The sequence below is a fragment of the Salmonella sp. 32020114201800008SM genome (assembly GCF_017572025.1).
Taxonomy (GTDB): Bacteria; Pseudomonadota; Gammaproteobacteria; order Enterobacterales; family Enterobacteriaceae; genus Salmonella; species Salmonella enterica.
Map to the genome: position 1 here is coordinate 377439 of NZ_JAGEQM010000001.1, position 15663 is coordinate 393101.

General features: G+C 53.2%; 16 protein-coding genes and 2 pseudogenes. 3 read left to right on the forward strand and 15 right to left on the reverse strand.

Annotated elements, in window-relative coordinates:
* Nucleotides 1–37 precede the first annotated feature (37 nt).
* Entirely contained in the window at nucleotides 38–1312 is a 1275-nt protein-coding gene (gene tyrS, locus J4613_RS01970) for a tyrosine--tRNA ligase (RefSeq protein WP_000168626.1), read from the forward strand.
* A gap of 59 nt (nucleotides 1313–1371) precedes the next feature.
* Nucleotides 1372–2232 (forward strand): pyridoxal kinase PdxY, encoded by an 861-nt coding sequence (pdxY, locus tag J4613_RS01975; protein ID WP_111742368.1) that lies wholly within the window; start codon nucleotides 1372–1374, stop codon nucleotides 2230–2232.
* Between the two features lie 58 nt (nucleotides 2233–2290).
* On the opposite strand, the gene gstA is transcribed toward pdxY, so the two are convergent.
* From gstA to blr, 12 genes are all read right to left on the reverse strand, one after another.
* Nucleotides 2291–2896 carry a glutathione transferase GstA gene (gene gstA / locus J4613_RS01980; RefSeq protein ID WP_111742367.1) on the reverse strand — a complete coding sequence of 202 codons (606 nt, stop codon included), beginning with the start codon at nucleotides 2894–2896 and terminating at the stop codon, nucleotides 2291–2293.
* Between the two features lie 104 nt (nucleotides 2897–3000).
* On the reverse strand, nucleotides 3001–4506 hold the full coding sequence (dtpA, locus tag J4613_RS01985) for a dipeptide/tripeptide permease DtpA (protein ID WP_000100911.1): 1506 nt from the start codon (nucleotides 4504–4506) through the stop codon (nucleotides 3001–3003).
* Between the two features lie 601 nt (nucleotides 4507–5107).
* Nucleotides 5108–5743, reverse strand: coding sequence for an endonuclease III (gene nth / locus J4613_RS01990; protein WP_001030318.1), 636 nt, complete (start codon nucleotides 5741–5743; stop codon nucleotides 5108–5110).
* Entirely contained in the window at nucleotides 5743–6435 is a 693-nt protein-coding gene (locus tag J4613_RS01995; RefSeq protein WP_208293641.1) for an electron transport complex subunit E, read from the reverse strand. The genes nth and J4613_RS01995 overlap by 1 nt, the downstream gene beginning before the upstream one ends.
* Before the next feature lie 2 nt (nucleotides 6436–6437).
* Nucleotides 6438–7058: an electron transport complex subunit RsxG gene (gene rsxG / locus J4613_RS02000; protein ID WP_000920822.1), complete on the reverse strand. Its 621-nt coding sequence runs from the start codon at nucleotides 7056–7058 to the stop codon at nucleotides 6438–6440.
* A 3-nt stretch (nucleotides 7059–7061) separates the two neighbouring features.
* Nucleotides 7062–8120 (reverse strand): electron transport complex subunit RsxD, encoded by a 1059-nt coding sequence (gene rsxD / locus J4613_RS02005; RefSeq protein ID WP_000231891.1) that lies wholly within the window; start codon nucleotides 8118–8120, stop codon nucleotides 7062–7064.
* Nucleotides 8121–10328, reverse strand: coding sequence for an electron transport complex subunit RsxC (rsxC, locus tag J4613_RS02010; protein ID WP_111742366.1), 2208 nt, complete (start codon nucleotides 10326–10328; stop codon nucleotides 8121–8123).
* A complete protein-coding gene (gene rsxB / locus J4613_RS02015) occupies nucleotides 10321–10899 on the reverse strand; it encodes an electron transport complex subunit RsxB (RefSeq protein WP_111742365.1) in 579 nt (192 codons plus the stop codon). The genes rsxC and rsxB overlap by 8 nt, the downstream gene beginning before the upstream one ends.
* Nucleotides 10899–11480: an electron transport complex subunit RsxA gene (gene rsxA, locus J4613_RS02020; RefSeq protein ID WP_000133179.1), complete on the reverse strand. Its 582-nt coding sequence runs from the start codon at nucleotides 11478–11480 to the stop codon at nucleotides 10899–10901. The genes rsxB and rsxA overlap by 1 nt, the downstream gene beginning before the upstream one ends.
* Nucleotides 11481–11556: 76 nt before the next feature.
* Nucleotides 11557–11997, reverse strand: coding sequence for a DUF2569 domain-containing protein (locus J4613_RS02025; protein WP_000214061.1), 441 nt, complete (start codon nucleotides 11995–11997; stop codon nucleotides 11557–11559).
* Between the two features lie 88 nt (nucleotides 11998–12085).
* The gene (gene ydgT, locus J4613_RS02030; protein WP_000217946.1) at nucleotides 12086–12301 is read right to left on the reverse strand and encodes a transcription modulator YdgT; all 216 of its coding nucleotides are present in this window, start codon (nucleotides 12299–12301) and stop codon (nucleotides 12086–12088) included.
* 297 nt (nucleotides 12302–12598) lie between these two features.
* Nucleotides 12599–12724: a division septum protein Blr gene (gene blr, locus J4613_RS02035; RefSeq protein WP_001708800.1), complete on the reverse strand. Its 126-nt coding sequence runs from the start codon at nucleotides 12722–12724 to the stop codon at nucleotides 12599–12601.
* A 207-nt stretch (nucleotides 12725–12931) separates the two neighbouring features.
* Between blr and J4613_RS02040 the strand changes: the two genes are divergently transcribed.
* Nucleotides 12932–13972, forward strand: coding sequence for an oxidoreductase (locus J4613_RS02040; protein ID WP_000998242.1), 1041 nt, complete (start codon nucleotides 12932–12934; stop codon nucleotides 13970–13972).
* Nucleotides 13973–14046: 74 nt separating this feature from the next.
* Here J4613_RS02040 and add read toward each other — a convergent pair whose 3' ends face one another.
* The 3 genes and pseudogenes from add to J4613_RS02055 form a co-directional block, all read right to left on the reverse strand.
* Nucleotides 14047–15048 (reverse strand): adenosine deaminase, encoded by a 1002-nt coding sequence (gene add / locus J4613_RS02045; RefSeq protein ID WP_111742364.1) that lies wholly within the window; start codon nucleotides 15046–15048, stop codon nucleotides 14047–14049.
* 224 nt (nucleotides 15049–15272) lie between these two features.
* Nucleotides 15273–15404 (reverse strand): annotated as a pseudogene (locus J4613_RS02050) (transcriptional regulator); the annotation flags it as partial.
* Between the two features lie 9 nt (nucleotides 15405–15413).
* A pseudogene (locus J4613_RS02055) lies at nucleotides 15414–15633 on the reverse strand (glucose PTS transporter subunit EIIB); the annotation flags it as partial.
* Between the last annotated feature and the right edge of the window lie 30 nt (nucleotides 15634–15663).

A 15663-nucleotide genomic window follows, 5' to 3' on the forward strand; every position in this document is an offset into this window, starting at 1 on the left:
CGGCAAAGGTGCAGTCGTTTTATACATGGAGATTTTGATGGCAAGCAGTAACTTGATTAAACAATTGCAAGAGCGGGGGCTGGTAGCCCAGGTGACGGACGAAGACGCGTTGGCAGAGCGACTGGCGCAAGGCCCGATCGCGCTCTATTGCGGCTTCGATCCTACCGCTGACAGCTTGCATTTGGGGCATCTGGTTCCATTGTTATGCCTGAAACGCTTCCAGCAGGCAGGGCACAAACCTGTTGCGCTGGTAGGCGGCGCGACCGGTCTGATTGGCGACCCGAGCTTCAAAGCCGCCGAGCGTAAACTGAACACTGAAGAGACCGTTCAGGAGTGGGTGGCGAAAATTCGTAAACAGGTTGCCCCATTCCTGGACTTTGATTGCGGCGAAAACTCCGCCATCGCGGCCAATAACTATGACTGGTTCGGCAGCATGAATGTGCTGACTTTCCTGCGCGATATCGGTAAACATTTTTCCGTTAATCAGATGATCAACAAAGAAGCGGTGAAGCAGCGTCTGAACCGTGACGATCAGGGTATCTCTTTCACGGAGTTCTCTTATAACCTGCTACAGGGGTACGACTTCGCTTGTCTGAATAAACTGCACGGCGTTGCCTTACAGATTGGCGGTTCTGACCAGTGGGGGAACATCACTTCCGGTATCGACCTGACCCGTCGCCTGCACCAGAATCAGGTATTTGGTTTGACCGTTCCGCTGATCACCAAAGCTGACGGCACGAAATTCGGTAAAACCGAAGGCGGCGCTGTCTGGCTGGATCCGAAGAAAACCAGTCCGTACAAATTCTACCAGTTCTGGATTAACACCGCAGATGCCGATGTTTATCGCTTCCTGAAATTCTTCACTTTTATGGACATTGAAGAGATCAATGCCCTGGAAGAAGAAGATAAAAACAGCGGTAAAGCGCCGCGCGCGCAGTATGTACTGGCCGAGCAAGTGACGCGCCTGGTTCATGGTGAAGAGGGGCTGGTCGCGGCGAAACGGATCACTGAATGCCTGTTCAGCGGTTCACTGAGCGCGCTGAGCGAAGCTGACTTTGAGCAGTTGGCGCAGGACGGCGTACCGATGGTTGAAATGGAAAAAGGCGCCGACCTGATGCAGGCGCTGGTAGATGCCGAACTCCAGCCGTCGCGTGGTCAGGCGCGTAAGACTATCGCCTCCAACGCTGTCACTATCAATGGTGAAAAACAATCCGATCCTGAATACATCTTTAACGATGAGGACCGTCTGTTTGGCCGCTATACCTTATTACGTCGCGGCAAAAAGAACTATTGTCTGATTTGCTGGAAATAAGGCATTAAGTAACAGGGAGTGAGAAATCACTCCCTTATTTTTGATGTTCAGGTAAAAAAATGAAGAATATCCTCGCTATCCAGTCCCATGTTGTTTTCGGACATGCGGGCAACAGCGCCGCCGAATTTCCCATGCGCCGTCTTGGCGCGAATGTTTGGCCGCTGAATACCGTTCAGTTTTCTAACCACACGCAATATGGTAAATGGACCGGCTGTGTCATGCCGCCCAGCCATCTGACTGAGATTGTCCAGGGGATTGCGGACATTGGCCAGTTAGCGCACTGCGACGCCGTACTTAGCGGTTACCTGGGATCTGCCGAGCAGGGAGAACACATTCTCGGTATTGTGCGCCAGGTTAAAGCGGCAAATCCGCAGGCAAAATATTTCTGCGATCCCGTGATGGGGCATCCGGAAAAGGGCTGTATCGTGGCGCCTGGCGTCGCAGAGTTCCATGTGCGTTATGCGCTACCCGCCAGCGATATTATCGCGCCTAACCTGATTGAACTGGAAATTCTCAGCAAACATAGCGTGAATAATATGGATGACGCCGTGCAGGCGGCGCGTGAACTGATTGCTCAGGGGCCAGAAATTGTACTGGTAAAACATCTCGCCCGCGCCGGTTACAGTTCAGAACGCTTTGAAATGCTGCTGGTGACAGCGCAGGAAGCCTGGCATATTAGCCGTCCGCTGGTGGATTTCGGCTCACGTCAGCCGGTTGGCGTTGGCGATGTCACCAGTGGTTTATTGCTGGTCAAACTTTTGCAGGGCGCGACGTTGCAGCAGGCGCTGGAGCACGTTACGGCGGCAGTCTATGAGATTATGATCGCCACCAAAACGATGCAGGAGTACGAACTGCAGGTCGTGGCGGCCCAGGACAGGATCGCTAACCCTGAACATTACTTCAGCGCAACGCGGCTGTAATTATTGCTGCTAAAAAGAGGCCGGATGGCGGTACAGCGAGCTATCCGGCAACATGACATTAATTCAGTCCTTCCGCTTTAAGCGCTGCCGCAACGGTCGGTCTTTTTGCGACACGCTGCATATAACTTTCAATATGCGTTAACCCGTCCATATTCAGTTTTACGCCATAGGCCCAACGCAATACGGTAAACAGATAAGCGTCTGCGATGGTAAAACGCTGGCCGCAAATCCACTGGTCGTCTGAAAGCGACTCATCCACATACTGCAATTTCTTTTCCAGACCGGCGCGAACGGCGGGTTTAAGTGTTTCCGGCGTGTCAGGGCGGAACAGCGGGGTAAAGCCTTTATGCAGTTCCGTTGCAATATAGTTGAGCCATTCCAGCGTATGATAGCGAGCAAGACTACTTACCGGCGCCAGAAGCTGGCGGTCGGGAACGCTGTCGGCGAGGTACTGCATAATGGCGACGCCTTCAGTCAACAGTGTGCCGTCATCCAGCAGCAGAACCGGAACCTGTCCTTTAGGGTTGACTGCCAGGTAATCATCACCGTTTTCCAGGCGTTTTTTTGCGAGATCGACGCCATCAAGCGTAAAGTCTTTGCCAATTTCGCGCAGGGTAATATGGGAAGCAAGAGAGCAGGCACCCGGTTTGTAGAACAGTTTCATCGGTAACTCCTTTTTGCTGAGGTTTAAAGTATGGTAGTGCGGGGACGAGCAAAAAAAAAGCCGCTAACGCACAGTTAGCGGCCTGAATGTTGTTTCCCGGAAAATTAAACTGTAGCGGCTTTAGAGCCTTTTTCAGCGGTATCATCGTCTTGGGTCATACGGTTCAGCTTAGGCGCTGTCAGCAGCATCAGGACGGCGATAACGGCGGTTGCTATGCCAATCTGCATAAATACGCGACCATAGACTTCCAGGGACATCAGTGGGTCAGTCACGTCGCTCGGCACAGCCATCAGGTTGGCGACATAACCGCCGATGATGTTAGCGCCTGCCGTTGTCAGGAACCAGCTACCCATGATGAAGCCCATCAGACGCTGCGGAACCAACTGTGCGACCATTGCCAGGCCCAGACCGGAGATCATCAGCTCACCGATACTTTGCAGGCCGTAGCTTGCGATCAGCCAGTTTACGGATACGATGCCGGCATCGTTCGCAAATTTGGCGCCCAGCGGCAGAATCAGGAACGCGCCGGAACACAGCACCATACCAATGGCGAATTTCATCGGCATCGGCAGCGTATCGCCCATCCTGTTATAGATAGCGGCCAGAATCGGGCTGCCGATAATGATCCAGAATGGGTTCAGCGCCTGATACTGTTCCGGTTCGAACGCGATACCGAGAATAGAGTGCTCGACGTTACGAATGGCAAAGAAGTTCAGCGACGTCGGCATCTGGCTGTACAGTACGAAGAAGATAATCGCCTGCAGCATCAAAATAAAGGCGACGATCATTTTACGGCGAGCCGCGCCGTGCATGGAAAACGCTTCTTTACCGAAGATAATGACGATGCCAAGAGCGATTACGCCCAGCACCATACGCGCGATATCCTGGTTGTGCAGCAGCCAGGTGGCGACCGCAATCAGAACGACAATACCCACGATTGTCAGCAGCAGATTACGGAAGTTGATCGGTTCAAAGTCGGGTTTGGAACCGTAGCTTTTCACCCAGCGCTGGCAGAAAGCAAAGTTAACGACGGTTATCAGCATACCGACGACGCTAAGCGCAAACGCGGTGCTCCAGCCATAACGCGCCGCCAGCCACGGCGTCGCCAGCATAGAGAAGAAGGAGCCGATGTTGACGGACATATAATACATCGTAAATGCGCCGTCGAGACGCGGATCGTCCTTCGCGTAACAGGTAGACAGCAGGGAAGACGGGTTAGCTTTAAACAGACCGTTACCCACAGCGATAGCCGCCATGCCCATATAGACGATGCCAGCGTCATGACCAGACCATGCGACCAGCGCATAACCGATAGCCAGCACCACGGCACCCAGCATAATAACGCGTTTGGTGCCCAGAATTTTATCACCTAACCAACCGCCAATGGCGACCAGGCCGTACACCAGCGCACTGAAGGAAGAGAAAAGGGTGATGGAATCCGCTTCTGACATACCCAGTTGTTTTACCAGGTAGACGGCCATAATGCCTTGCAGGCCGTAATAACCAAAACGCTCCCATAACTCTATCGAGAAGATGAGATAGAACGCCTTCGGTTGTTTGAAAGCGTTCAAACTGACGCTTTCAGTTGGTTTTTTGTTTGCAGTAGACACTTTTACCTCTTTTTTACGCCCCGTATTAACAGGGATTGTCTGGCGCGTGATGAGTCAGACTCATCCGTCCGATTGTTATATTGGAGGGGAAACGGCAGGTAATGTTCACTATCTTTCCTCTCCAGACAAGAGCTTTGTAATAATCTGTTACATATAACTCTTCTGGTTGAATCGTCCGATGTCAGAAATGTTATCCAGCGTTAAATTTCTTCATTTGAAGAATGGCAGATTTTTACACTGCAAAAAGGCCATTAGTTTGGGTGAAAGGCGATATCTTCTGCTATTTAAGGTGAAAAGCAGTGATATAGGCCATTATCTGAAAAAATGGCAGAGTAATGTTTTGTAGTGAAAACGGGGCGTCAGTCTATCCGGTTGTAAATGTAACCTTAGATGTCATTAAATTTCACATGAAGTTATCAAAGTGATCCTGATCACGGATAGATAGAATTTTTTGCGATTAAAAAAATGATTAACCTGACGTGGAGTAAAAACGAAAGCACATTACATCAGAAAAAGGACAGAGACTGGAATGATTGATGGCTAAAATAGATCCAGGCCGAAGGTGGGAGCGCGCTGGCGTGACGGACGCACTCCGACCATATCAAATATCGACTTTTTCTTTGTATTCGCAAAGATCTTCAATGAGGCAGGAGCCGCAGCGGGGTTTTCGGGCGATACAGGTATAGCGGCCATGCAAAATTAACCAGTGATGGCAGTCCACTTTGAACTCATTCGGCACCACTTTCAGCAACTTCTCTTCTACCTGCTCGACATTTTTACCCGGCGCGAACTGTGTTCGGTTGCATACACGAAATATATGCGTATCAACGGCGATGGTCGGCCAGCCGAAGGCGGTATTTAGTACTACGTTAGCGGTTTTACGCCCCACGCCGGGAAGCGCTTCCAGCGCCGCCCGATCCTCCGGCACTTCGCCATTATGCTTGTCCAGTAAAATACGGCAGGTCTTAATCACGTTTTCCGCTTTACTGTTAAATAAACCGATGGTTTTGATATAGGATTTCACGCCTTCTACGCCCAGTTCCAGCATCGCGGCTGGCGTATTGGCGACCGGGTAAAGTTTGGCGGTAGCCTTGTTCACGCTGACGTCGGTTGCCTGCGCGGAAAGCAACACGGCAATCAGCAACTCAAACGGCGACGTGAAATTGAGTTCCGTTGTGGGGTGCGGATTGTTGTCGCGCAGGCGCGTCAGAATTTCCAGCCTTTTTGCTTTGTTCATCAGACTTTCCCTGTTTCACCTGCCGGAACAGCGGAAGGCGCGGTTTCGGCGCGGTGTTTCTTCATTTTTTCATCAATAAGATATTTTACCGCCAGCATGAGCCCCAGGCCGATAAACGCGCCTGGCGGCAGCATCGCCAGCAGGAAAGGCGAGTCGGTGTGAAATATCTCGACCCGTAATACTTTTGCCCAGCCTCCCAGCAGGCTATCCGCGCCATCGAAAAGCGTACCATTCCCGAGGATCTCGCGCAGCGAACCCAGCACGAACATCGCGCCTGTCGCGCCCATGCCGATGGAAAAACCGTCCAACGCGGAAAGCCACGGTCCTTTTTTCGCGGCAAACGCTTCGGCGCGACCAACAACAATGCAGTTCGTTACAATCAGAGGAATAAAAATCCCTAAAGACTGATACAAACCGAACGCATACGCATTGATCAGCATCTGTACTGCGCTTACCACCGAGGCAATGATCATGACGTAAATCGGGATACGGATTTCTGCCGGCGTCCAGCGACGTAGTGCGGACACCGTAAGGTTGGTCAGCGTTAATACCAGCGTTGTGGCCAGACCCAGCCCCAGAGCGTTGGTTGCCGTAGACGTCACCGCCAGTAAAGGGCACAGGCCAAGTAGCTGCACCAGAGCAGAGTTATTTTTCCATAACCCCTGAACAACAATGTCTTTTATTTCGCTCATGGTTATTCTCCACAGGCGGTTAAATGGGGGAGCTGAGCGGGCAGTGATTCGGCGTACAGCCCGGCGCGTTTAACCGCATTCACCACGGCGCGCGGCGTTATTGTCGCCCCGGTAAATTGATCAAAATCACCGCCATCCTTTTTCACCGCCCAGTGCGTATCATTTTCACCGCTGATGGTTTTACCGCTAAAGTGGGTAATCCAGTCAGACAAACGGCGCTCAATTTTATCACCTAACCCTGGCGTCTCATGATGTTCCGTCACACGCGTCCCCAGGACGGTACCGTTGAAATCTGCGCCAACAATAAGCTGGATAGCGCCGGAATAGCCATCTGGCGCGGTGGCCTCAATGATGGCCGCTACGGGTTTATCATCCTTGCGAGCGATAAAAACACGGTGTGTGCCTTTGCCGAGGGCGGGCGCATCGACCAGATAACAACTCTCTTGCAGATTATTATTGTAACGATCTGGCGGCAATACCTGATCAAACAAGGCATGTTGTTGTTGCAGCGCTTGTTCGTGGATGGTTGATTTTGTCATCTGATTAATCACCGCGGTCAATCCCGTAGAGCCTGCGGCAAAAAGCGCCAGCGTAATACCGTGTTTACGAATCGTTTTCAGCATGGTTTATCCTTTGCGATGTCCATAGACGCGGGGGCGCGTGTAGTAGTCGATCAGAGGAACCGTGATATTCGCCAACAGGACAGCAAAAGCAACGCCGTCCGGGTAGCCGCCGAAGCTACGAATCAGCCACACTAATACCCCAGCCAGCGCGCCGAAAATTAAACGTCCACGGTTGGTCGTGGAGGCGGTAACCGGATCCGTCAAGATAAAAAATGCGCCCAGCATGGTGGCGCCTGACAGCAGATGAAGCTGCGGCGAGGCCAGCGTAGCGGGCGAGAAAAGCCAACCTAACGCGGCGCATAGCGCCAGCGTCAGCAGAAAACTGACCGGGATATGCCAGCGGATGGCTTTTTGCCACAGCAGGAATACGCCGCCGACAAGCCAGGCGAGGTTAACCCACTGCCAGCCCACGCCAGCCAGCGCACCGCTGTATATCGGGTACTGCATGATTTGCTCAACGGAGTGCCCGGCGCGCAAGGACGTTTTAAAAGTATCCAGCGGCGTCGCCTGGCTGATACCGTCAATACCGATACGTAGCAGCGTCATATCGCCGCCGCTGGCGGTATGCCCGGTAAAAATCATCCGCAACGTGTCCAGCATATCGGGCGTTGTTGCGGCTATTTCATAAGGCGGCAACCAGCTTGTCATTTGCACCGGAAAGGAAATTAATAGCACCACGTAACCGATCATGGCCGGATTAAAGGGGTTTTGTCCCAGCCCGCCATATAACTGTTTAGCGATAATAATGGCGAATCCGGTTCCCAGCACGACCATCCACCAGGGCGCAAGCGGAGGGATGCTGACCGCCAGCAAAAGCCCCGTCAATAACGCGGAATAATCCTGCAGGTGACTGGCGACCGATTGTTTGCGCAGCCTGAGGACAATGGCTTCTGCGACGAGCGCCGTGATAGCAGCCAGAACGATCTGGAAAAGCGTTCCCCAACCAAAAAACCACGTCTGCGCGGCAATCCCCGGCAGAGCGGCGATTAATACCAGCAACATGATTCGCGATGTCTGGCGCTGGTTATGGGTATAAGGCGAGCTTGCGATTCTGAATACCATTTAATCCTCGTTAACAACCTGCTGCTGTGCTGCTTTTTTTGCCTGAACGCGGGCGATAGCCGCAGCAACCGCGGCTTTACGCGGGTCGGCCGGTTCGGCAGGTTCGCTTCCGGCCTGCTGCTCCTGTTTACGAGCTTTGGCGCGGGCGATGGCCGCTTCCACCGCGGCTTTACGCGGATCGACCGGTTCGGCAGGTTCGCTTCCGGCCTGCTGCTCCTGCTTACGGGCTTTGGCGCGGGCGATAGCCGCTTCCACCGCGGCTTTGCGCGGATCGACCGCTTCGGCAGGTTCGCCTCCGGCCTGCTGCTCCTGCTTGCGGGCTTTGGCGCGGGCGATAGCCGCTTCCACCGCGGCTTTGCGCGGGTCGACCGCTTCGGCAGGTTCGCTTCCGGCCTGCTGCTCCTGTTTGCGGGCTTTGGCGCGGGCGATGGCCGCCTCCACCGCGGCTTTGCGCGGATCGACCGGTTCGGCAGGTTCGCTTCCGGCCTGCTGCTCCTGTTTGCGGGCTTTGGCGCGGGCGATGGCCGCTTCCACCGCGGCTTTACGCGGATCGCCGCCGGATATCGCGCTGTCAGCCACCGGATGAGCGGCTTGTTTAGCGCGCGCTTGCGCTTTACGCGCTTCACGGGCCGCGATGACGGCGCTATTGTCTGGCAGACTACCCGCCTGAATAACCACCGGTTGCGTGGCCTGCGCCTGTTTCTCTTTTACCCGCGCCAGCGCAGCGGCAATGGCATCCTGATCTTTTGCCGCTGGTTGTACCGCTGCGCTCTTATGACGTGCAAGGCGGGCGGCTTTTTCGCGCTCCAGTCTTGCCTGACGAGCCTCAAAACGTGCTTTGGCTTCGGCGGCGCGTTTTTCTTCAAGCCTGATCGCATTAATCTCCGCTTTTTCCTGACGGAAATATTGGACGAGCGGAATATTACTCGGGCAGACCCAGGCGCAGGCGCCGCATTCTATACAATCAGCAATATGGTGAGCGGTAGCCTTGTCATGCTGCTGCCCTTTGCTGAACCAATAAAGCTGCTGCGGTAAAAGGTCGGCAGGGCAAGCGTCAGCGCAAGCGCTGCAACGAATACAGCTTTTCTCTTCCTGAGGCGCTCCCATTTCAGTCACGGATGGCGCCAGCAGGCAGTTGGTGATTTTTACGACCGGTACGTCAAGCCAGGGAAGGGTGAATCCCATCAACGGGCCGCCCATGATGACCATCTGGTCAGCGGAAGGGCAGAACCCGGCATCGTTAAGCAAATGACGAACGGGAGTGCCGAGCCGCGCCCAGACGTTACCCGGACGGCTTACCGCTTCACCCGTTAAGGTGACAACGCGTTCTGTGATCGGTTCGCCGTCAATCACGGCGCGTTTAACGGCATAAGCCGTACCGACGTTTTGCATCAGCACGCCAATATCAGAGGAGCGCCCGCCGTGGGGAACCTGTTTTCCCGTCAGTATTTGGGTGAGCTGTTTTGCGCCGCCGGAAGGGTATTTGGTTGGGATCACACGTAACGAAATATCGTGGGTGTCAGCCAGTACGGCGCGCAGCATGGAAATAGCCTGCGGTTTGTTATCTTCAATGCCGATTAATACCTCACGCGGTTGCAGAATATGCGCCAGGATGCGAATACCTTCCACAATCTGCGCGGCGCAGTCCTGCATCAAACGATCGTCCGCCGTAATGTAAGGTTCGCACTCTGCGGCATTGATAATAAGCGTGGTGATTTTATCGCCGCCGCCCTGCAATTTAACGCCGGTGGGAAACCCTGCGCCGCCAAGCCCGGCAACGCCATACTGATGAATGCGTTCAATGAGCGCTTCACGGCTGTGGGCGCGGTAATCAGACCAGCCCTCGCGTTCAATCCAGCGGTCTTCGCCGTCGGCATCAATGATGACGCTTAACTCCGCCAGCGCCGAAGGATGCGCCGTCGAGTGGGGGGCAATAGCGATAACCGTCCCGGAGGTGGGCGCGTGTACCGGCAGCATTCTCCCACGTCCACGGGTAAGCGCCTGGCCGCGTAGCACGCGATCGCCGACGCTAACGCACAGCTCGCCCTCAGCGCCAATGTGCTGTTTTAAGGGGATAACGAAGCGCGGCGCTAAAGGCACCTGGCGCAGCGGCGTGCCGTTTGACTGGGTCTTCATTTCGGGCGGATGAATACCACCGTCGAAATCCCAGATTTTATCTTTTCTGAAAGCGGAAAATAGTTTAAGCATGTTGTTCCACGGGAATGATGCGAACGGGAATGGTGTTCAAATCCCATTTCCAACTGTCGGGCGTCTCATTCACCGGACGTAATTCGATGCAGTGCGTCGGACACGGATCGACGCACAGATTACAGCCAGTACAGAGATCGCTCATGACCGTGTGCATGGCGCGCGTTGCGCCAACGATGGCGTCAACCGGGCAGGCCTGAATGCATTTTGTGCAGCCAATGCAGTTATTTTCATCAATAACTGCCAGCATACGTATTGGCGCGGCCTGCTGTTCTTCACCATCGCATGGTTGCGGCTCTACGTTTAGCAACTCTGCCATTTTCAGCATGACGGCTTCGCCGCCGGGCGCGCAACGATTGATTTTCTCGCCCTGGAGACCCACGGCTTCGGCGTAGGGGCGACAGCCGGGATAGCCGCACTGACCACACTGACTCTGCGGCAAAATCGCATCGATTTTTTCAACAACCGGATCATCTTCAACCGCGAATCGGCGGGAGGCATAACCCAGAATGGCGCCGAACACCAGACCCAGAAGGGTCAGGGCGCCAACGGCAATCCAGATAGTATTCATTACAACTTCACCAAACCACTAAAGCCCATAAAGGCCAAAGACATTAATCCTGCGGTAATCAATGCTATCGCGTTACCACGAAAAGGGGCGGGCACATCCGCCACGGCAAGGCGTTCGCGGATGGCGGCAAACAGAACCATCACTAATGAAAAGCCGACGGCGGCGGAAAATCCGTACAGCGCCGACTGAAGAAAGTGATGACCGAGATTAATATTCAGTAACGCTACGCCCAGAACCGCACAGTTAGTGGTAATCAGTGGTAAGAAGATGCCTAACAAGCGGTATAACGCCGGGCTGGTTTTCCGCACAACCATTTCGGTAAATTGCACGACCACAGCAATGACGAGGATAAAGGCCAGCGTCCGCAGATAAATCAGATCCAGCGGAATAAGTATCCAGGTGTCGATAAGCCAGGCGCATATCGACGCCAGCGTCATGACAAAGGTCGTCGCGAGGCCCATCCCCATGGCGGTTTCCAGTTTTTTGGATACGCCCATAAAGGGACAAAGGCCCAGGAATTTGACCAGTACAAAGTTATTGACCAGTACAGTTCCGACAAAGAGCAGCAGGTAATCAGTCATGTTTCGGCCTGAAATAAAAAAGCCGCCTATTATCTGTCAAACTACCACAGGCGACAACAGGTTAACTGTAGGGTTATTACGGATTAACAAACGTTGTTTTAACGCGCGCTGAACGTTTGAGATAAGGCACAATGAGCGCCGTCGCCAACAGTGGGAAGAGTAACTGACGCACGGCAAAGGCATCTGAGACGGGCGAAAAGGCAAATGCTTTAACCGCCAGTAACACCGACACCAGCAGCCAGATAATGTAATGCTTCGGCACGCAGCGTCTGCGCTTGAAGAATGCGATCGTCAACCACAGGGTATAGTACCACATGGCGATAGCGGTAATAAATGAAATGCCCCATAGCAGTAAATTACCGGTTTCCTGTCCGCTAAGCGTCTTGAACGTTTGCGGTGTGGCAAGCGCCATAACGTAGAGTAATAACGCCAGCGAGGCGCTCAACAACGCGACTAACAGCCAGGCTAACGGGCCAAGAAGCCAGCCTCCAATTCGTTGTGGCGGTGTTGTAGTCATATCTTCTCCGGGGTTACGCGCATTAACGGTCATGCCGCTCATTTTGGGGCAAATATTATAAGGTTTTTGATGTTAAACGCTACTTTCTTTATTGCACATAGCGCCAGACGGATTGCGGAACCTGACCTACATCAAACAGGCGTCCTCCGGAAACCAGTTCGGCACGGCGGTGATCTGCAGCGCGATACATATTAACAATGTCCATGTCATCAGTAAGGGTATAGTTAAGGTGGTCGAACAGTTTTTCCAGACTTTCGAGCGAACTAATTTTGCGGAATTTTAATAGATAATCCTGAACAGTCATATAAAGTTGATCCATATTAAATATAATGCCAACGGAGTAGTCACTGATAAAAAATAAACAAAACCGCACCAGTGAGAGGTCAGGGGTGCAGGTAAAAAGGGAATATTCTTACCGGTAAAGAGTCAGGCGCCACATGGCGCCTGGGGCGAAAGGTTAACGCGCTTTCCTACAACAGGCAATAAACGTCAGACCAGATAGGACATATTTCGTTTTTTTTGCCGGTTTTTGACTTTTCTTTGCACCCCCCGGGGCGCCGCTTACCGTGCCACGCGAAAATGCCTTTACATTATCTGACGCTTACTTCTTCTGAACGGAAGCCGTGGGCTCTGGTGGTTGGTAATTGTCAATATGGTTGGCAATACCTAAAAGAATGACTGAGATAACGAGAACTATCCACCCAGTTAATTCAATAAGACGATTCATTATTGACGACATTTGCTTTGATTTATCCATAAACACAGGGGGTAAATGTTACTTTCCTGGCGAACGGTCGGCAAGAGGGAGGGAAACGTTTTCAGCCTCTGTTCTGTAACAAGTTAATCATTTGATGCTACGTTGATGGTCAGGACGCTATTGCGGCTAATCGCACGATGGTGTGGAATAGCGATATCTAAAACCGGAGGCAGTGAGATGAATGATAAAATCCGCGTTGGGTTAATCGGTTATGGCTACGCCAGTAAAACCTTTCATGCGCCCTTAATTATGGGAACGCCAGGGCTAGAGCTTGCGGCGGTATCCAGCAGCGATGAAACAAAAGTGAAAGCAGATTGGCCGGCGGTTTCCGTGGTCTCTGAGCCCCGACATTTATTTAACGATCCGCATATCGACCTGATCGTGATCCCGACGCCCAACGATACCCATTTCCCGCTGGCGAAAGCTGCGCTGGAAGCCGGTAAGCATGTGGTGGTTGATAAACCCTTTACCGTGACACTGTCACAGGCGCGAGAATTGGATGCGCTTGCGCGGAGCACTGGCCGGGTACTTTCCGTCTTCCACAACCGACGCTGGGACAGCGATTTTTTGACGCTGAAAGCCTTGCTGGCGGATGGCGTGCTCGGCGAGGTGTCCTTGTTTGAATCCCACTTTGATCGCTTCCGTCCCCAGGTGCGCGACCGCTGGCGCGAGCAAGGCGGGCCGGGAAGTGGTATCTGGTACGATCTGGCGCCGCACTTGTTGGATCAGGCAATTCAACTTTTTGGCCTGCCGGTCAGCATGACGGTGGATTTAGCGCAACTGCGTCCGGGCGCGCAATCTACAGATTATTTCCACGCGATTTTATCCTACCCCCAGCGCCGCGTGATTTTGCACGGTACGATGCTGGCCGCGGCGGAATCCGCGCGATACATCGTTCATGGTTCGCGCGGTAGCTATGTAAAATATGGCCTCGATCCTCAGGAAGAACGGTTAAAAAACGGCGAGCGTTTACCGCAGGAAGACTGGGGATACGACATGCGTGACGGCGTATTGACTCTGGTTGAGGGAGAGACGCGCAAAGAAGAGAACTGGCTTACGTTGCCGGGTAACTATCCGGCATATTATGCCGCCATCCGCGATGCGTTAAACGGTAACGGTGAAAATCCCGTGCCGGCAAGCCAGGCGATTCAAATTATGGAGTTGATTGAACTGGGCATGGAATCGGCAAAACATCGCGCGACGCTGTGTCTTGCCTGAGATGTCGCATTTCTCCGCCTGGGATAGCATTAAATCGCAGGCGGAGAGAGGGCGTTAGCATCAATAAAGCAATTTTACGCCGCGGCCACTTTTTCGCGCAGCGCACGTTTTTCGCCATCGTTCAAAAAGGCGATTTCCAGACCGTTAATCTGCGCCTGGCGAATCTGTTCGCGGCTCAATCCTGCCGCTGGCGCGGCAACGTGATATTCATGGATAATATCTACGCCCTGAACAGCCGGATCGTCCGTATTAAGACTGGCGAGAACGCCATGTTCAAGGAAGGTTTTGAGCGGATGATCTGCCAGCGATGCGACGGTACTGGTCTGAATATTCGAGGTCAGACAGGATTCAATACCGATACGCTGTTGTACAAGAAAATCCATTAACGCGCGATCTTCGACTGCTTTTACGCCATGTCCGATACGCTCGGCCCCCAGTTCGCGAATCGCCTGCCAGATACTTTCCGGCCCTGCGGCTTCGCCAGCGTGAACGGTAATATGCCAGCCCGCATCGCGCGCCCGATTAAAGTGCGACAAAAACAGACTGCCGGGAAAGCCCAGCTCATCACCGGCTAAATCCAGCGCGGTGATGTTCTCTCTGTGCGCCAGCAGCGCATCAAGCTCCTGTAAACATGCCGCCTCGCCGAAGGTACGGCTCATAATGCCAATGAGTCGCGCCTCGACGCCAAACGTGTTACAGCCGTCGCGTACGCCGTCGATAACGGCTTCAACCACGCCTGCTATCGGTAACTGATGCGCCATCGCCATATAGCCGGGCGAAAAGCGAAGCTCGACGTAATGCAGGCCGTTACGTGCGGCATCTTCAATATTTTCAAAGGCCACACGGCGGCAGGCGTCAAGCGATGCCAGGACTTTTACCCCCCAATCGAGCTTAGTGAGAAAGCTTACTAAATCGGGTTCGGTTGAGGTGACCTGGACATGCGGAATCAGCGTTTCCAGCGTTTGGGCGGGAAGGGCGATGTTGAACTGCCGACCAAGATCCAGAATTGTTTGGGCGCGAATGTTGCCATCAAGGTGGCGGTGGATGTCAGTCAAAGGAAGCGTAATATCAATCATGGGCGCACTCAATTTTTAATAAAAGTGCGCACCATTATACTACAGATTGATAATGCTCTGGAAATTTTGCAAAAACGGAGTCATTACGTTGCAACTTCGCGAGAGCGCGGGAGAAATTTTGTATCATTCTCTTTAACGCGCCCCCGGTCAGCTCACGGGGGCGTCTCTGTTATCGCCTCTCAGGATAAAGGGTCAACCCCCCGCCTGTAGACAGTATCAGCGAACGGTGCGGTGGCAAAATCCATATCCGAGATCGTAAAGGGGAGCAGATCGGCTTCGCCAAAACGATCGGCGACATAATCCCACTACGTACACCATGTCCCGCGTCGGTCAACTTCCTGTGAAAAATCGAACATATCCCTTCCTTATGCCTGAACGGTATTCATCAGGCCAACCATTTCATCTTTTACCGACTGAACCTGCGGGCCGATAATTACCTGCAAATTATGCTGATTGAGCTGTACGATGCCTGTCGCGTGATTGTCCTTCAATGCCTGGACATCGACAAACGACATATCTTTCACTGACAGGCGTAGGGGGGATGCAGTTGTCCAGACTCACGATGTTTTCCGTGCCGCCTAATGCTCACGACGAGCACCATGTGCGGAGTCAAAC